Annotated in this window: 16 protein-coding genes; 15 read left to right on the top strand and 1 reads right to left on the bottom strand. The window is 38.3% G+C overall.

The genetic code is table 11. From position 1 onward, the window contains the following. Position 1: 1 nt before the first annotated feature. The 9 genes from AB1H92_RS07610 to recO all read left to right on the top strand — a co-directional run bounded on the left by AB1H92_RS07610 (position 2) and on the right by recO (position 7,605). Positions 2–259, top strand: a complete 258-nt coding sequence (locus tag AB1H92_RS07610; protein ID WP_115360935.1) for a hypothetical protein — start codon at positions 2–4, stop codon at positions 257–259. Then, positions 249–1,337 carry a sporulation protein YqfD gene (locus AB1H92_RS07605; protein ID WP_166739499.1) on the top strand — a complete coding sequence of 363 codons (1,089 nt, stop codon included), beginning with the start codon at positions 249–251 and terminating at the stop codon, positions 1,335–1,337. The genes AB1H92_RS07610 and AB1H92_RS07605 overlap by 11 nt, the downstream gene beginning before the upstream one ends. Before the next feature lie 5 nt (positions 1,338–1,342). Beyond that, positions 1,343–2,302: a PhoH family protein gene (locus AB1H92_RS07600; RefSeq protein WP_172481041.1), complete on the top strand. Its 960-nt coding sequence runs from the start codon at positions 1,343–1,345 to the stop codon at positions 2,300–2,302. Between the two features lie 251 nt (positions 2,303–2,553). Continuing rightward, positions 2,554–4,611, top strand: coding sequence for an HD family phosphohydrolase (locus AB1H92_RS07595; RefSeq protein WP_115360939.1), 2,058 nt, complete (start codon positions 2,554–2,556; stop codon positions 4,609–4,611). A 17-nt stretch (positions 4,612–4,628) separates the two neighbouring features. Next, a complete protein-coding gene (gene ybeY, locus AB1H92_RS07590) occupies positions 4,629–5,099 on the top strand; it encodes an rRNA maturation RNase YbeY (protein ID WP_115360942.1) in 471 nt (156 codons plus the stop codon). A 5-nt stretch (positions 5,100–5,104) separates the two neighbouring features. Beyond that, on the top strand, positions 5,105–5,464 hold the full coding sequence (locus tag AB1H92_RS07585) for a diacylglycerol kinase family protein (protein ID WP_115360944.1): 360 nt from the start codon (positions 5,105–5,107) through the stop codon (positions 5,462–5,464). Positions 5,465–5,479: 15 nt separating this feature from the next. Next, a complete protein-coding gene (locus AB1H92_RS07580; protein WP_115360946.1) occupies positions 5,480–5,884 on the top strand; it encodes a cytidine deaminase in 405 nt (134 codons plus the stop codon). Then, on the top strand, positions 5,871–6,785 hold the full coding sequence (gene era, locus AB1H92_RS07575; RefSeq protein ID WP_115360948.1) for a GTPase Era: 915 nt from the start codon (positions 5,871–5,873) through the stop codon (positions 6,783–6,785). Before AB1H92_RS07580 ends, era begins: the two co-directional genes overlap by 14 nt. Positions 6,786–6,822: 37 nt before the next feature. Then, positions 6,823–7,605 (top strand): DNA repair protein RecO, encoded by a 783-nt coding sequence (gene recO, locus AB1H92_RS07570; protein WP_115360950.1) that lies wholly within the window; start codon positions 6,823–6,825, stop codon positions 7,603–7,605. Positions 7,606–7,826: 221 nt separating this feature from the next. Here recO and AB1H92_RS07565 read toward each other — a convergent pair whose 3' ends face one another. After that, positions 7,827–9,197 (bottom strand): glycine--tRNA ligase, encoded by a 1,371-nt coding sequence (locus AB1H92_RS07565; protein ID WP_115360952.1) that lies wholly within the window; start codon positions 9,195–9,197, stop codon positions 7,827–7,829. Positions 9,198–9,631: 434 nt separating this feature from the next. On the opposite strand from AB1H92_RS07565, the gene AB1H92_RS07560 reads away from it, so the two are divergent. The 6 genes from AB1H92_RS07560 to AB1H92_RS07535 all read left to right on the top strand — a co-directional run bounded on the left by AB1H92_RS07560 (position 9,632) and on the right by AB1H92_RS07535 (position 16,533). Then, a complete protein-coding gene (locus tag AB1H92_RS07560; protein ID WP_115360954.1) occupies positions 9,632–10,261 on the top strand; it encodes a helix-turn-helix transcriptional regulator in 630 nt (209 codons plus the stop codon). A gap of 9 nt (positions 10,262–10,270) precedes the next feature. After that, a complete protein-coding gene (locus tag AB1H92_RS07555; RefSeq protein WP_115360956.1) occupies positions 10,271–11,086 on the top strand; it encodes a pyruvate, water dikinase regulatory protein in 816 nt (271 codons plus the stop codon). A gap of 520 nt (positions 11,087–11,606) precedes the next feature. Further along, the gene (dnaG, locus tag AB1H92_RS07550) at positions 11,607–13,430 is read left to right on the top strand and encodes a DNA primase (protein ID WP_115360958.1); all 1,824 of its coding nucleotides are present in this window, start codon (positions 11,607–11,609) and stop codon (positions 13,428–13,430) included. Positions 13,431–13,464: 34 nt separating this feature from the next. Continuing rightward, entirely contained in the window at positions 13,465–14,595 is a 1,131-nt protein-coding gene (rpoD, locus tag AB1H92_RS07545; RefSeq protein WP_115360960.1) for an RNA polymerase sigma factor RpoD, read from the top strand. A 154-nt stretch (positions 14,596–14,749) separates the two neighbouring features. Further along, a complete protein-coding gene (locus tag AB1H92_RS07540; RefSeq protein ID WP_115360962.1) occupies positions 14,750–15,295 on the top strand; it encodes a hypothetical protein in 546 nt (181 codons plus the stop codon). 98 nt (positions 15,296–15,393) lie between these two features. Further along, positions 15,394–16,533 carry an acyl-CoA dehydrogenase family protein gene (locus AB1H92_RS07535; RefSeq protein ID WP_115360964.1) on the top strand — a complete coding sequence of 380 codons (1,140 nt, stop codon included), beginning with the start codon at positions 15,394–15,396 and terminating at the stop codon, positions 16,531–16,533. Positions 16,534–16,576 lie beyond the last annotated feature (43 nt).

Genomic DNA, 16,576 nt, shown 5'->3' with positions numbered 1-16,576 from the left:
TTTGAAAAAGCTATTTAATATTGGTTCTCAAATTGTTGTTGATGAGTTTTCTTCTTTACGAATCACAGGCCCATACGAACTTGTGACACTTGGCCCCGATTTTGCAATTATTAAATGTGATGATTATGTAATTGAGGTTTCAGGCGATCAACTCACTGTAGAAAAGTTGGCGGAGGAATTGGCTGTGTTTACATTCGATTCGATTGAACGATTCTCTCTAGTTGAATCGAATGGCGAGGAGGGCAGCTATGGCGCGTAATCGGTACGAAATTAAAGTATCTGGACCAAGAAACATATCAACTTTTTTAACAAAACTGAAAAAGACTGGAACAAAAGTTACGTCACTGACAATGAGCGAAAATGCTGCTTACTTTATCACCGATAAAAAAGGCTTAAAACAAGCGCGGAAATATCGTCGCCGTTATGGTTTGAAGCTAAATCTATATTCTACAGTGGAAGATCGTGGGTTGGAAATGTTATTCAGTTCCTATCGATTTTTTATTTTACTAGCCATCCCTTTTATATGTTCCTTTTTTATATGGTCTGTAAAAGTCGAATCTGAAATGCCGGAAGTGTCAGAACGAATTGAAAAGAAATTAAAAAAAGCCTCTATCGTTCCTTATCGTTTACTCAGGTCCATTCCAGATGAAGGCGAGATTAGACGAGACCTGATGCAAGACGAACCTACGTTATCATGGGTGCACTTTAAACGCTCTGGAACGACCTTAACAGTCATTCCAATGCTCTCACCGCAGTCGGACAGCCAACCTGAACGAAAGGAAGAGCCTGCTGATCTGGTGGCTCGTACAGGAGGGGTTATTACACGTTTTGCACTAACGAAAGGTGAAAGAGTTGGACGTGTTTATATGACCGTAAAAAAAGGAGATACGTTGGCAAAAGGAACTTTGGAACAAGGAGAAAATACTGTGATTGTAGGGGCAGATGGGGCCGTATTTGCTGATTACTGGGTTGAATACAGTTTTAAGATACCGAAAAAAATTCAATATAAAGTTCAAGGAGATGAACGACTCGATTTTACCTTTCATCCGCCGTGGAAAGAAAAGGACTTGTTTAATAAATCAAGCTGGAATATTATTGAAACAGAGCGTATTATTGAAGAAAAAGATGCCCAGTTAGAGATTGAGAAAGGAATGGAAAAGTCTGTTATTATTCCATTATTGAAAATGAAATTATTGGCGGAATTAGGACCTGATGCAATGGTGAAAGAGGAGAAAATTTTGCACGTCACAATCGATGATGATAAAGTGATAGGGACTATATTATTTCTTATTAACGATAATATTGCTATTAAAAGACCTATACCTCAAGGAGACTGAAGCTATTGGATGAACAATTAATTCAATTACATTTAGAAGACCCAAATGAGGCAGTCATGCTTCTTGGTATTTCTGATCAAAATATAAAGCTGATCGAAGAGCAATTAGAAATATCGATAATTACGCGTGGAGACACCATTACTGTTTATGGTTCTGAAGAAAAGCAACAAATTGTACTTATGCTGATTGAACAATTGCTGAAAGTGATCCGAAAAGGAATAAATATTAACCAACGTGATGTTGCAACTGCGTTGGAAATGGTTAAAAATGAAACCATTGAATATTTCTCGGAACTTTATGACGAAGAGATTGCGCGCGATATGAGAGGAAAAGCAATCCGTGCAAAAACAATTGGACAAAGAGAATATGTGCAAGCGATTCGAGCGCATGATTTAGTATTTGGCCTAGGTCCAGCTGGAACAGGAAAAACATTTTTAGCAGTCGTACTTGCAGTTCAAGCGTTGAAATCTGGTTCGGTGAAAAAAATTATTTTAGCAAGGCCAGCTGTTGAAGCTGGGGAGAGCCTTGGTTTCTTACCGGGAGACTTAAAAGAAAAAGTAGACCCGTATCTACGCCCGCTCTATGATGCACTTCACCATGTTCTAGGAGCTGAGCAAACAGAACGGCTCATTGAACGCGGTGCCATTGAAATTGCACCACTTGCTTATATGCGTGGTAGAACATTGGATGATGCTTTTGTAATATTAGACGAAGCACAAAATACGACAAAAGCCCAAATGAAAATGTTACTGACTCGTCTAGGTTTTGGCTCTAAAATGGTGATTACGGGTGATAAAACACAGGTGGATTTACCACGTGGCATCCAATCGGGCTTAATTGCATCGGAATCTGTTCTAAAATCTGTAGCTGATATCCAATTTCAATATTTAGAACAAGGAGATGTAGTGCGTCATCCGCTTGTGGCTAAAATAATTGATGCGTATGAACAGGAAGAATTATCATAATGCTTGTATTACACAACTGACGAAGACTATTTAGTACAATCATCGTTTATTAGGATTTTAACGTATACAGCATTGGTTGTTAAGGAAGATGACTAAAGGTAAAGTAACCTTTAGTCATCTTTCTTGAAGGGCACGTTGGCTGAAGCGAGTGCTTTTTGATTCCTGGAAGCAAGGCTGTCATGTATACATGCAGATGATTGGAATGGGTTTGCCGAGGGGATGGTTATTCGGGAGAACCAAAGGGGGATCTAATGATGCGGTCTGTAAAAAAGTTTTTGAATGCGTTAAAGTTTACCTATTTTTCATTATTTACGATTACGTTATCAGCAATCATACTTTTTACATTCATGCTTGATATCGTCCAAAAAGAAACATACGAATTAAAAGAGTTTCAAATTGCACATGAAGCTATTCGTTCTCTGAAGACTGTTGAGGATACTGTGAAGACTGAACAGGAGAGGGATAGAGCAGCAAACGAAGTTGCTCCGGTTTACCAATTTACTGAGGATGTTGCGAAGAATAGGCAAGCTATTGCGACTTCAATTTTTGACTTTCTTTTAGATGTTAAAAAAGAACTGGTTGCTGATAGTGCAGAAGAAGTAGAGGAAGTAAAGATAGCTGAGAAATCGGTTGAAGCGATGCGCGAGAAGTTAGCAGCATTAGAAGCAGAAGAGCCAGAGCTTCAACTAAGTAACAAAGCAATCGCGGATTTGCTTGCCCAAGACATAGAGACACTTGAAGGCATTAAAACGAGTGTTGTAAGTGTATTAGGAGAGGAATTATCAAAACCTTTACGAACATCCGATTTGACGTTTGCGAAGTATGAAGTTGAACGACAATTAAGATTGTCAAATACAATACCTGTAGAAATTGAAGAACCTGTCATATCAATCGCAAGATCACTACTTGTTGAAACAGAAATTTTTAATGAAACATTAACAGCGTCTAGGGTTCAAGAAGCGAGAGAGGCAGTTGAACCAATTCGCATTTTACAAGGACAAGTGATTGTTCGAGAAGGTCAAGTGATTGATAGAGAAGTATATCGGCAACTAGAATTGGCAGGACTATTAACAAATCAAACTCAAGTTAAACCGTTAGCAGGCATTGCTTTATTTGTGTCTGTAATGATGTCAATCTTCTTTTTACATTTTCAAACTTGGCGGGAAAGCTCGATCGTTAAGAAAAAATCATTGGTCATTGCGTTGGTCGTTTTTTTATTTCCGACAGCTTTAGCGTCCATGCTGATAAAACTATTGGTTAATGAACGGTTAGCATTAACGACTTCCATCATCATTGCTGCAACAGCAGGGATTATGCTACAAGATGGTTATGCTGCAATCGTTCAAATGGAAATTGCGTTATACATATTATTTGGAAGTATTACGAGTTTATATTTACTTGGAAATATTTCTAGGCGCTCAACAATTTTAAGGGCGAGCTTAGGCGTTTCCATTTGTAATTTGGGGTTTATTGCTTTTTATTTACTTATGACACAGACGACTTATGCATTAACAGAGTTAATTTTCTATGCTATCGCTGCAATTACTTCAGGTGTTCTATCAGGCGCCTTAACAATCGGGCTTTTACCGTTTTTTGAAACGTCTTTCGGACTATTGTCAGATATGAAATTAATTGAGTTGTCGAATCCAAATCATCCGTTGCTAAAAAAGATTTTGACAGAGGCACCTGGTACTTACCATCATAGTGTAATGGTTGCAAATCTAGCGGATGCAGCATGCGAAACAATCGGGGCGAATGGTTTGCTTGCACGTGTTGGATCTTATTATCACGATTTGGGTAAAACGGTGCGTCCACGATTTTTTATAGAGAATCAACATGCGGAACAGAATCCACATGACGCCTTACCACCTAAGAAGAGTAAAGATATTATTATTGCCCATGCAGCGGATGGCGCACAGCTTTTAGAGAAACATAAAATGCCACGTGAAATTGTAGATATTGCGAGACAACATCATGGAACAAGTTTGTTGAAATTCTTTGTTTTTAAAGCGAAAGAATTAGGTGAAGATGTGATAGAGGATGAGTATCGTTATCCTGGACCAAAACCGCAAACAAAGGAAATAGCGATTATTTCTATTGCCGATAGTGTTGAAGCAGCAGTTCGCTCGATGAAAGAACCAACCTCTGAAAAGATTAATGCGCTCGTTTGTTCAATCGTTAGCGATAAATTAAGAGATGGGCAGTTCGATGAGTGTGATTTGTCGATGAAAGAGTTGAAAAGGGTAGAGCGCGCAATATGCGAAACATTAAACGGTATGTTCCATAACCGAATAGAGTATCCAGATTAAGAGAGGTGATCAGTGAAATGTTACAGCTTGATATTAACGATGAAACGAATAAAATATCCGATACGATTGAAGAACTTGTTACTAACTTACTGAACCATGCTGCAAGCGCAGAAGGTATACTAGAGGAAGCCGAAGTGTCTGTAACTTTTATGACTGATGAAGAAATACAAGAAGTCAATGCAAATTATCGAGGCATTGATGCACCGACTGATGTTATTTCTTTCGCGTTGGAAGAAATGACGGAAGGTGAAGTCGAAATTAAAGTTGAAGCGGATATGCCTACTGTATTAGGGGATATATTAATATCCACTGATACAGCTGAACGACAAGCAGAAGAGTATGGACATTCATTTAAACGAGAGATTGGCTTTTTAGCCTTACATGGTTTTCTGCATTTACTTGGCTATGATCATATGACAGAAAAAGATGAAAAGAAAATGTTTGGAAGGCAAAAAGAGATACTCGATACATTTGGACTTGAGAGGTAAAGCTTATGCGAAAATTCTTCAAGTCGTTTAAATTTGCGATGGCAGGAATTATTCACTGTTTTACAACAGAACGAAATTTTAAAATTCATGTAAGTGTTGCGATAACCGTGATTTGTGCTGGGCTATTGACGGGATTATCCTTGTTTGAATGGTTTGTGATTATTGTTTTTATTGGTGGCGTGTTAGCGCTCGAGCTGATGAATTCGGCGGTAGAAAGAATGGTTGATTTGTTTACAAATGAGTGGCATCCACTGGCTAAGCAGGCGAAAGATTTAGCTGCAGGTGCAGTACTTGTATTTGCTCTGACAAGTGCAATTGTGGGATTATTAATCTTCATCCCTAAATGGTTTAGTTTGACGAATTGAAAGTGAGGAATCTATATGAAAGAAAAGTTAATTGAAGAATCTTTAAAGGCAAGGGAATTTGCTTATGTTCCTTACTCTAATTTTGCAGTAGGCGCTGCATTATTAGGTGAGGATGGAAAAATATATCGAGGCTGTAATGTCGAAAACTCATCATATGGCTTATCGAACTGTGCTGAGCGTACAGCGATTTTTAAAGCAGTATCTGAAGGTGTCCGAAACATGCAGGCCTTAGCGATCACAGGTGATACAGATAGCCCCATTTCGCCCTGTGGAGCTTGTCGACAAGTGATTGCGGAGTTTTGTGATAGCACGATGCCTGTTTATTTAACGAATCTTAAAGGCGACCTGCAGGAAACAACAGTTGGCGCATTGCTACCTGGCGCCTTTTCAAAGGAGGACTTTGCGGATGCAAGAAAATAATAAAGTATTTAAATCTGGATTTATTTCCATTATTGGACGACCGAATGTCGGGAAATCAACATTTTTAAATCGTGTCGTCGGACAAAAAATTGCCATTATGAGTGATAAACCGCAAACAACACGGAATAAAGTGCAAGGTGTTGTTACGACAGATGACGCACAAATGATTTATATTGATACACCAGGGATTCACAAACCGAAACATAGACTTGGCGACTTCATGGTAAAGGTAGCTCGTAATACGTTGTCAGAAGTTGATGTTATCATGTTTATGGTAAACGCAGAACAAAAAATCGGACCTGGAGATCGTTTTATTATGGAGATGTTAAAAAATACGGAGACACCCGTGTTTTTAATCATTAATAAAATTGATTTAGTGCACCCGGATGATTTGTTAGAAACGATTGTATCTTATACATCAGAATATGAATTTGTGGAAATCGTACCTATTTCTGCATTGAATGGAAATAACACAGATAAATTACTAGAAACGTTAAAAGCATATTTGCCTGAAGGACCAAAATATTATCCAGATGAGCAAATTACTGACCATCCAGAACGTTTTATCATTTCCGAGTTTATTCGAGAAAAGGTGTTGCACTTAACACGTGAAGAAATCCCGCATTCCGTTGCCGTTGTCATTGAGCAAATAGAGCGTGAGAAAGACCGAGATATCGTGAATGTTATGGCAACGATTGTCGTTGATCGAGATTCACAAAAAGGAATTGTCATTGGTAAAAAAGGTGCCCTGCTGAAAGAAATTGGAACGAAAGCTAGAAAAGATATTGAAATGCTATTAGGTTCGAGAGTGTTTCTTGAATTATGGGTGAAAGTGCAAAAAGATTGGCGTAATCGTCCGACCCGTTTAAAAGAATTCGGATTTAATGATGAGGACTATTAATTGGATGAGGTTAATTAAATAGAGGAGGGGCCGGTCCTTGCTGAGCAAATGGGAAGGGATTGTGATTCGGACGATTCCGTATGGCGAATCCAATAAAATTGTAACATTACTTACGCAAGAAGCAGGTAAAATCACTGTGATGGCCCGAGGTGCGAAAAAGCCTAGAAGTAAACTTGCTGCGGTTACACAACCTTTTACCCTCGGTTCTTTTCTAATTAGGAAAGGGCGGGGGATGGGAACGTTATCCCAAGGTGAGCAAATTGAATCGATGCGTTTCATTCGTGAAGACCTTGAAGCAACTTCGTATGCAAGTTATATCGTAGAAATAATTGATCGATTTACTGAGGAAAATAATCGAGTCGCAGGTGTGTACGAGTTGTTGTCTGATGCTTTACATGCCATTAATGAAGAATATGATGCCGAGGCAATTACGCTATTTGTTGAATGGAAAATGATTCGAGTTGGTGGAATTCATCCTGTATTACATGCATGTGCAAATTGCGGTGCAACGGATGGGGAATTTGGTTTTTCATTTAAAGAAATCGGGTTTTTGTGTCACCGTTGTTTTCATTTAGATACTTACGTTGTGAGGTTGACGCCTACACAAATAAAGCTGATTCGTACTTTTTATACCGTGCCTATCCATCGGGTTGGTAATTTATCATTAAAAAAAGATACAAAACAGTTGATGAAAAAAATTGTTAGAACGATTTATGATGAACAGCTTGGCGTATGGTTTAAATCGAGGAGATTTTTAGATAAACTCGAGGCGATGCCAGAATTATTACCTAAACAAGAAAATCCGGAAAGCGAAGGATAATTCCTAAGCTTTCCGGATTTTTATATGATTCATAGTGTCTAACTTCAACCGCCAGCCGCTCGGGTCATAAGCAAACTGACGCAGTGGCAAAGACCGCGGGCCTACACGAAGTAGGTTATGCATCCGTTGCCGCAGGACGCGGCGTTTTTAGGATACCTTCCTTCTTACTAAATCGGCTTATGCCTGTCGCGTCTACCCGGGCGTTTTCAGCTTTTCTTGATTTAAAATTCAAGGTGTTTTTGGATGTATGGAACAACTTCTTCAATAGGCATTCTTACTTGTTCCATTGAGTCACGGTGACGAACAGTCACTTGCTTATCCTCTTCTGAATCGAAGTCATAAGTGATACAGAATGGTGTCCCAATTTCATCTTGACGGCGGTAGCGTCTACCGATTGATTGTGAATCGTCATATTGAGTCGGGAAGTGTTTACGTAATTCTGCATATACTTTATCTGCGCTCTCCGATAGTTTTTTAGACAGTGGAAGAACTGCAGCTTTAATTGGTGCTAGTGCTGGGTGGAAACGTAGTACTGTACGTTTATCATCATTCTCAAGCTCTTCTTCTGTATAAGCATCTGTTAAGTATGCAAGCGTGACACGATCAGCCCCAAGTGATGGTTCGATACAGTATGGGATAAACTTCTCATTCGTTACAGGGTCTTGATAATGGAAGTCCTCACCGGAAAATTCCATATGACGTTTTAAGTCAAAGTCTGTTCTGTTCGCAATACCCCATAGTTCTCCCCAACCAAATGGGAACTTGTATTCAATATCTACTGTTCCTTTTGAGTAGTGGGAAAGTTCATCTTCAGTGTGATCACGAAGACGGATATTTTCTTCAGTCATCCCGAGACTTAGTAACCAGTTTTTAGAGAATTCGCGCCAGTATTCATACCACTCGCCATCTTCACCTGGTTTACAGAAAAACTCCAATTCCATTTGTTCAAATTCACGTGTACGGAATGTGAAGTTTCCTGGTGTAATTTCGTTTCGGAAACTTTTACCGATTTGTGCAATTCCAAAAGGCATTCTTTTACGCATAGAACGTTGAACGTTTTTAAAGTTCACGAAAATACCTTGTGCAGTTTCAGGACGCATATAAATATCGTTTGCCGAAGAATCGGTTACACCTTGTGAAGTTTTAAACATTAAGTTAAACTGACGAATTTCAGTGTAATCTAACTCACCACATGAAGGACATGTAATTTCATGTTCTTGTAGTAGTGTATTCATTTCTTCAAAAGGAAGTCCATCAACAACAATTTCCATTCCTTTTGCTTCTAAAGCATCTTCAATCAACTTATCTACACGATGACGTGATTTACATTTCTTACAGTCAATCATTGGGTCGTTGAAGTTACTTGTGTGACCAGATGCTTCCCAAACCTTTGGGTTCATTAAAATTGCGGCGTCTAGTCCTACGTTATGTGGGGATTCTTGAACGAATTTTTGCCACCATGCTTTTTTAATATTATTTTTCAATTCAATCCCTAGTGGACCATAATCCCACGTATTTGCCAGGCCTCCGTAAACTTCAGAGCCTGGAAAAACAAACCCTCTCGCCTTTGCTAAGTTAACGATTTTTTCCATGTGATCAACATTCCTCTCAAATAAAATATGCACTCATCCCTGGACATCATGTCCGAGGACGAGTGCATTATGACCCGCGGTTCCACCCCGATTGGCTAGATAATAGCCCTCTTTAAAAAAGTGAATAGCTCCAGGATGCCTTTTCTTATCTCGTGTAGGCTTTCACTGTCCCTACTCGCTAGTTTTAGATAATACTTTTATTCCCTTCAACGCTTATAATTTTTATATCTGACATATGAATGATCAATTCGCAATAATTTATTACGAAAGATTGTCCAAAAGGATGTTGCTAATTTCAAAACTTATTGTAGCATGGTTCCGCTTTCTTAGCAATTAGGAGCATTTTCATATATAATAATTAAGTAAAGGAAAACCGAAAAAATAGTGCAAAGCATCATTTAATTTAATGTAATGAACACTGAAGGCGGTGACATATGGAACTGAACAAGCGCCAAATGGACATTCTTGCTATTGTCAAAGAAAATGGCCCGATAACGGGAGAGCAAATTGCAGTACGTTTAAATCTCGTACGTGCAACCATCCGTCCGGATCTTGCGATTTTAACAATGGCTGGCTATTTAGATGCTCGACCACGTGTTGGCTATTTTTATGCAGGTAAAAAACCTACACAGTCAATATCTGATAGCATGAATGCCATGAAGGTCGGTGATTTCCAATCAATGCCAGTTGTTGTATCGGAAAGTTTATCGGTATATGATGCAATCTGTCATATGTTTTTGGAAGATGTCGGAACATTATTTGTTGTGGATAAATCATCCTTTCTTACAGGCGTGTTATCCCGTAAAGATTTATTAAGAGCAACAATTGGAAACAAAGAAACCGAAAAAGTTCCCGTACACATCATCATGACACGAATGCCTAATATCACTTATTGTACAAAGCAAGATACATTATTAATGGCTTCTAAATTAATGATTGATAAACAGATAGACTCGTTGCCAGTCATCCAAGATAGAGGCGATGGGTTAGAAGTAGTGGGTCGAATCACGAAAACAAATATTACCGCAGCCTTTTTATCTCTTGCGGATGACCACGAATTGTAGGAGGAAAATATGAAGAAGTTAACGATGTTCATCGTTTCTGATTCCGTTGGTGAAACTGCTGAGCTCGTTGCTAAAGCGGCAGCTAGTCAATTTAGAGAAGGACTTGAAACAGTCTCACTAAAGCGATTTTCACACATTGAAGATGAAACGCAGATAAATGAAATTGTATATCTGGCAAAAGCGCAACAGGCGGTAATTGTTTACACGCTCGTCAAAAGCTGTATGCGAACAAAAATAAAAAAAGAATGCCAAAACGCTGGGATTAAATGTATTGATTTACTCGGGCCAATTGTAGAGCAACTAGGTATTGAATTAGGTGAGAAACCTTTAGAAGAGCCTGGACTTGTTAGAAAACTAGATGAAGATTATTTCAAAAAAATTGATGCCATTGAATTTGCAGTGAAATACGATGACGGTAGGGATCCACGCGGAATATTAAAAGCTGATATAGTCCTCATTGGTGTTTCAAGAACATCTAAAACGCCGTTGTCACAGTATTTAGCGCATCAGCGATATAAAGTTGCAAATGTACCCCTTGTTCCAGAGGTTGAGCCACCTGAAGAATTATTCAATATTGACCCTAAGAAATGTTTCGCACTCGTAATTTCACCGCAAAAGTTAAATTCAATTCGTAAAGAACGACTTAAAGCACTTGGTTTAAAAGACGATGCCAATTACGCTCGTTTTGAAAGAATTGAAGAGGAAATTGCTCATTTTAATGATGTAATTGATAAAATTGGTTGTACGATTATCGATGTAACGAATCGTGCAGTTGAAGAAACGGCGAACGTCATTATTACTGAATTGCAAGCAAATAGTAAATGATAAGAAGGACCTTCCATGATTGGCAATGGACAGGTTCTTCTTTTCGGGAATTTGGCAATTCATTAAGCAAAATGTATACCATTAGAATTATTTTGTGCTATCATGTAGAATGGTAGTTTCGAAGGTGAATAGAATATACCTATAAATCCTTCCTTTATTTTATATAGAAGCTAGTATTTTAGTTGGACTAAAGAGACAGTTCTGTATATACATACTTTTTGCCAGTTCAAAGACCAAAAAAAGTTTTAGAATCCGTTCATGATTAATCGGCGTAAATTTGGAGTTACATACGAGCAAAGTATCCATCTTTAAGTAAAGATTAAGCAGACGCAAATGAATGTGATTCGGTATCATGAAGGATTAATAATATTTTACTAGTATTAAAATGAAAATAAGTAGCAATATAAGCGTAAAACATTATTGTGATTTTTTAAAAGAAAATGTCGAAAAAAGAAGGGTTTTTGAATATAATCTCGAAATTAGGTAATATGGCGAGAAATGAGTAGGAAATGGTGATTGAATGGCAAGAATTCCGGAAGAAACGATTGAAGAAATACGCAAGAAAACGGATATTGTCGATTTGATAGGTGAATATATTCAATTAACGAAGAGAGGGAAGAACTGGTTCGGTCTTTGTCCTTTCCACGGCGAAAACACTCCGTCTTTTTCGGTTTCAGAAGATAAACAACTCTTCCACTGTTTTGGCTGTGGTGCAAGCGGAAATGCAATTACTTTTGTCATGGATCTTGAAAGTCGAACTTTTTCTGAGACAATCATTAAGTTAGCTGAACGAGTCGGTGTCGGGATAGATGTTATACCGGTTAGCGGCTCGGGGCATACTAACCAACAAGAGTTCAAACAGATGATGGACGCCCACGCACTTGCGACAAATTTTTATAGCCACATACTCTTAAATACTGTTGAAGGTGAAAAAGCACTAGAATATCTAGAAAAAAGAGGGTTTACGAGGGCTAGTATAGAAAAATATGGTATTGGGTGGGCATTAGATGATTTTGAGGCATTATCTGGCTTATTAAAAAGAAAAGGTTTTAATATGCAAGAAATGGAACGTTCAGGTCTTTGTATTATGAAAGACGATGGGACAGGTTATTTTGACAGATTCCGAGGACGTATTATGTTTCCGCTTTGGGATGATACTGGGAATGTCATTGCTTTTTCCGGTCGCTCCCTTTATGAGGATAAAGAAGTTGCAAAATACTTGAATAGTCCTGAGACGCCGATATTTGAAAAAAGTAAAATATTATATAATTTGCACAATGCACGTCTTAACATAAGAAAAACGGGTAAAGTAATACTGTTTGAAGGTTTTATGGATACAATTTCCGCCGACCATGTTGATGTCGGAAATTCTGTAGCAATTATGGGAACGTCTCTATCCGAAACACATCTGTTGAAATTAAAAAGAATTGCGAAAGAATTAATCATTTGTTGTGACGGTGATCATGCTGGTTGGGAAGCTGCGAAGCGGTTTGCTTCGATTGCAAACGCAAACGGGATGAATATTCGTATCGCACTCTTGCCAAATGATATGGATCCAGATGAATTTATTCAAAAGTATGGCGGCGAAGCTTTCCGCGACCAAATTATTGGAAATCCACACTCATACATGTCATTTATCATGGCGTATGCAAAACGGTCTAAAAACCTATCCTATGAAAACGATGTATTGCAATTCATTCATGAAGTACTTGAAGAATTAGCTTTACGCTCGTCTCCAGTAGAAAGGGATTTATATATCCGACAATTATCTGAGGAGACTAATGTGTCAGTTGAAGCGATTAACCAACAGTTTATCAAAATGGCGGGAAATCGGGCAAGGCAAGCGAAAGCTGATTCTATGTCTCCTGCTGTAGTAGAGAACAAAAGCACGACGCCAGTTCCTAAAGCTCGACAAAAAACGGGGACTGAACGCGCAGAGAGATTGTTATTGCACCATTTATTAAATGACGGCTCTCTTTTTGATCGCTTTAAAGAAGAAAAAAGAGAGGTGTTTTTTCATGAAGATTACGCAACGATATTCGTACGTCTTGCCGGATTTTACGAGCAGTATAAAAAACCAGATTTTCACCGTTTCGCTGAATCCATAGATGATCGCGAGTTAAGGAAGTTAGTCCTTGAAGCAGCTATGTTGGAATCTGACTCTGACAATGCTGAAAAGGAAATTGAAGATTGTATCATACATCTTGAAAAAAAGCGTATAGAAATATCTATCCAAGAAAAAATGCACGAATCAAAAGAAGCAGAAAGAGTTAATAATCATACCCGGGCGCTGGAGCTGGCCAGGGAAATTATTCAGCTTCGAAATTCATTAGCGGCTTTGTAGCCATAATCCGGTGTTAGGAGGAGGAACGGGTAAGATGAGTAAAAAAGATATTACATCAGAAGTAAAAGAAGAGTTAACTTTAAAAGAAGTGCAACAGCAGTTAGTAGAAGCAGGGAAGAAAACAGGTGAACTTACACTTGATGAAGTAACAGAAAAATTATCAAAGTTCGAAATGGAACCAGAACAATTTGAGGAGTTCCTCGATTTGCTTGAGGCTGAAGGTGTAGAGATGGACCGTGAATCAGATGATGAAGAAGAGGAAAGCACTTCAAATAAAGCTAAAGATGATGACGACTCTAAAATAGATTTAAATGACTTAAGCGTTCCTCCTGGCGTCAAAATTAATGACCCGGTTCGCATGTACTTAAAAGAAATCGGCCGTGTTGAACTATTGACTGGTGATGAGGAAGTAGCGCTTGCGAAGCGAATCATTGAAGGCGACGAAGAAGCCAGCAAGGAATTAGCAGAAGCTAACTTACGTCTTGTTGTTAGTATTGCGAAACGTTATGTAGGACGTGGCATGCTTTTCCTTGACCTCATTCAAGAAGGAAACATGGGACTTATTAAAGCAGTTGAAAAGTTTGACCATACAAAAGGATTTAAATTTAGTACGTATGCGACATGGTGGATTCGTCAAGCAATTACACGTGCGATTGCAGACCAAGCAAGAACAATTCGTATTCCAGTTCACATGGTTGAAACCATTAATAAATTAATTCGCGTTCAACGCCAATTGCTACAAGATTTAGGACGCGAACCTACGCCTGAAGAAATTGGTGAAGAAATGGAATTGACGGCTGATAGAGTCCGTGAAATTTTAAAAATATCACAAGAACCTGTCTCACTCGAAACACCAATTGGTGAAGAAGATGATTCTCATTTAGGTGATTTTATCGAAGACAATGAAGCGCAGTCTCCTTCAGATCATGCTGCTTACGAGCTATTAAAAGAGCAACTTGAAGATGTTCTTGATACATTAACGGATCGAGAAGAAAATGTCCTTCGTCTTCGATTTGGTCTTGACGATGGACGTACAAGAACACTCGAAGAAGTGGGGCGTGTATTTGGCGTAACGCGTGAACGAATTCGTCAAATTGAAGCGAAAGCATTACGTAAATTAAGACACCCATCAAGAAGTAAACGTCTAAAAGATTTCTTAGAATAAAAATTAACATATCAAAAGCATCGGCGTTAGTAGCCGGTGCTTTTTTAAAGCTTGAGAATGTCAGCTTTTTCTATATTCTTCCTTTAACACGGCTTAACTGATACTATTCAGAGCTAAGTCCTCGGCTTTTGTAATAACACAGAGGTGATGATGTATGAATGAACAAAGGAAAAAAATTATTCTTTCCGAAATTAAATATTGGAAGCAAAACAATTTATTGCCAGGGCATTATTGTGATTTCCTTACAGCGTTATACGCACAAGGAAATGAACAGCATAAAGAAGCTGGGAACCTTACTTCTTCAATCTTACATAAAGAAAAAAAGAAACAAAAATATTTGGTGATATTTAACTTATTCATCGGTATATTTTTGGCCATGGTAATGCTATTTATCGATAATGGGATTGCATTATTATTTGGCGCTATTGGCATGATTATTTTATTTAGTTATGCAATTTTTAAATCTAACAAACAATCGATTATATTATCCACCATTTATATCGTGAGCGCATTGTTATTATTACTCATGTCACTGAAATTATGGTCATTGTTTTTTTCTCAACAACCAATGATTTTGATAGGTTTGCTCGTTTTAAATTGTGTGATTTGGCTGTTGGTAGGACGTTTTTTAAAGTTGTTATACTTTACGCTTTCAGGTTTGATAGGGCTCATTTGTATTATAGCATATTCAATCTTTTAATTCAGAATAAAAAAAATCATCACGCTAGGTTGTTAAACAGTTCAACTATTCGTTATAATGGTAATTGTAAGTTTTGACAGAAAAGGGGAGTGGGATAGTTGAACTTTGATTTAACTGAAGAACAACAGATGATTAAGAAAATGATGCATGAATTTTCGACTGAAGAAGTTGCACCGGGGGCAGTCGATCGTGATCGAACGAAAGAGTTTCCAGCCGATATTTTTAAAAAGCTTTCGGAAATGGGCATGATGGGGTTGCCATTTCCAGAAAAATATGGGGGCGGCGGAGCAGATACGATAAGTTTTGCGATTGTAACAGAAGAATTGAGTAGAGCATGTGCTTCAACTGGAATTACTTATTCTGCACATATTTCTTTAGGGGGCGCTCCACTTAATTTATTTGGTACCGAAGAGCAAAAAGAAAAGTTTTTAACGCCGATTTGTACAGGGGAGTCTTTTGGTGCATTTGGATTAACGGAACCAAATGCAGGGTCGGATGCGGGGGGGACGCAAACGACTGCGAAAGAAGATGGCGATGATTTTATCATTAACGGTTCAAAAGTTTATATAACGAACGCGAGCTATGCAAATCATTTAGCGCTTACAGCAATTACAGATGTGAAAGACGGGAAGAAAGAAATTAGCGCCATTATCGTTCCGACAAGTGCGGAAGGTTTTACGATCATAGACAATTATGAAAAAATGGGTTTGAATGCATCTAATACGACAGAGCTTGTCTTAGACAACGTCCGAGTCCCTAAAGATAATCTACTAGGAAAGCGTGGTAATGGCTTTAAGCAATTCTTAGTGACATTAGATGGAGGAAGGATAGGGATTGGTGCAATGGCTGTAGGAATTGCACAGGCGGCTTATGACAGAGCTCTTCAATATGCGAAAGAACGTAAGCAATTCGGTAAGGCGTTATCTGAATTTCAAGTTACCCAGTTTAAATTGGCTGATATGGCCATGAAGATAGAATTAGCACGTAACATGGTCTATAAAGCTGCATGGTTAAAAGATGAGGGACGTCCATTCACGAAAGAGGCGGCAATGTGTAAATTGTACGCATCTGAGATTGCAATGGAAATTGCAAACGAATCAGTTCAAATTCATGGCGGCTATGGGTATATGAAAGAATATGAAGTTGAGCGATATATGCGAGATGCAAAACTATTAGAAATCGGAGAAGGTACTTCTGAAGTCCAACGAATGGTGATTGCACGGCTGATTGGTTGCTAAATTGTGAACTTTTTGTCGAAAACTTCACAAACAATGAATAATT

The sequence above is a fragment of the Sporosarcina pasteurii genome, assembly GCF_041295575.1.
Lineage (GTDB): Bacteria > Bacillota > Bacilli > Bacillales_A > Planococcaceae > Sporosarcina > Sporosarcina pasteurii.
This window is presented reverse-complemented; position numbering and strand designations above follow the sequence as displayed.

Bases quoted from the DNA above. Each gene is read 5' to 3' on its own strand.
- AB1H92_RS07605 (WP_166739499.1), top strand. From the start codon at position 249: ATGGCGCGTAATCGGTACGAAATTAAAGTATCTGGACCAAGAAACATA.
- AB1H92_RS07595 (WP_115360939.1), top strand. From the start codon at position 2,554: ATGATGCGGTCTGTAAAAAAGTTTTTGAATGCGTTAAAGTTTACCTAT.
- ybeY (WP_115360942.1), top strand. From the start codon at position 4,629: ATGTTACAGCTTGATATTAACGATGAAACGAATAAAATATCCGATACG.
- AB1H92_RS07585 (WP_115360944.1), top strand. From the start codon at position 5,105: ATGCGAAAATTCTTCAAGTCGTTTAAATTTGCGATGGCAGGAATTATT.
- AB1H92_RS07580 (WP_115360946.1), top strand. From the start codon at position 5,480: ATGAAAGAAAAGTTAATTGAAGAATCTTTAAAGGCAAGGGAATTTGCT.
- era (WP_115360948.1), top strand. From the start codon at position 5,871: ATGCAAGAAAATAATAAAGTATTTAAATCTGGATTTATTTCCATTATT.
- AB1H92_RS07565 (WP_115360952.1), bottom strand. From the start codon at position 9,197: ATGGAAAAAATCGTTAACTTAGCAAAGGCGAGAGGGTTTGTTTTTCCA.
- AB1H92_RS07560 (WP_115360954.1), top strand. From the start codon at position 9,632: ATGGAACTGAACAAGCGCCAAATGGACATTCTTGCTATTGTCAAAGAA.
- AB1H92_RS07555 (WP_115360956.1), top strand. From the start codon at position 10,271: ATGAAGAAGTTAACGATGTTCATCGTTTCTGATTCCGTTGGTGAAACT.
- dnaG (WP_115360958.1), top strand. From the start codon at position 11,607: ATGGCAAGAATTCCGGAAGAAACGATTGAAGAAATACGCAAGAAAACG.
- rpoD (WP_115360960.1), top strand. From the start codon at position 13,465: ATGAGTAAAAAAGATATTACATCAGAAGTAAAAGAAGAGTTAACTTTA.
- AB1H92_RS07540 (WP_115360962.1), top strand. From the start codon at position 14,750: ATGAATGAACAAAGGAAAAAAATTATTCTTTCCGAAATTAAATATTGG.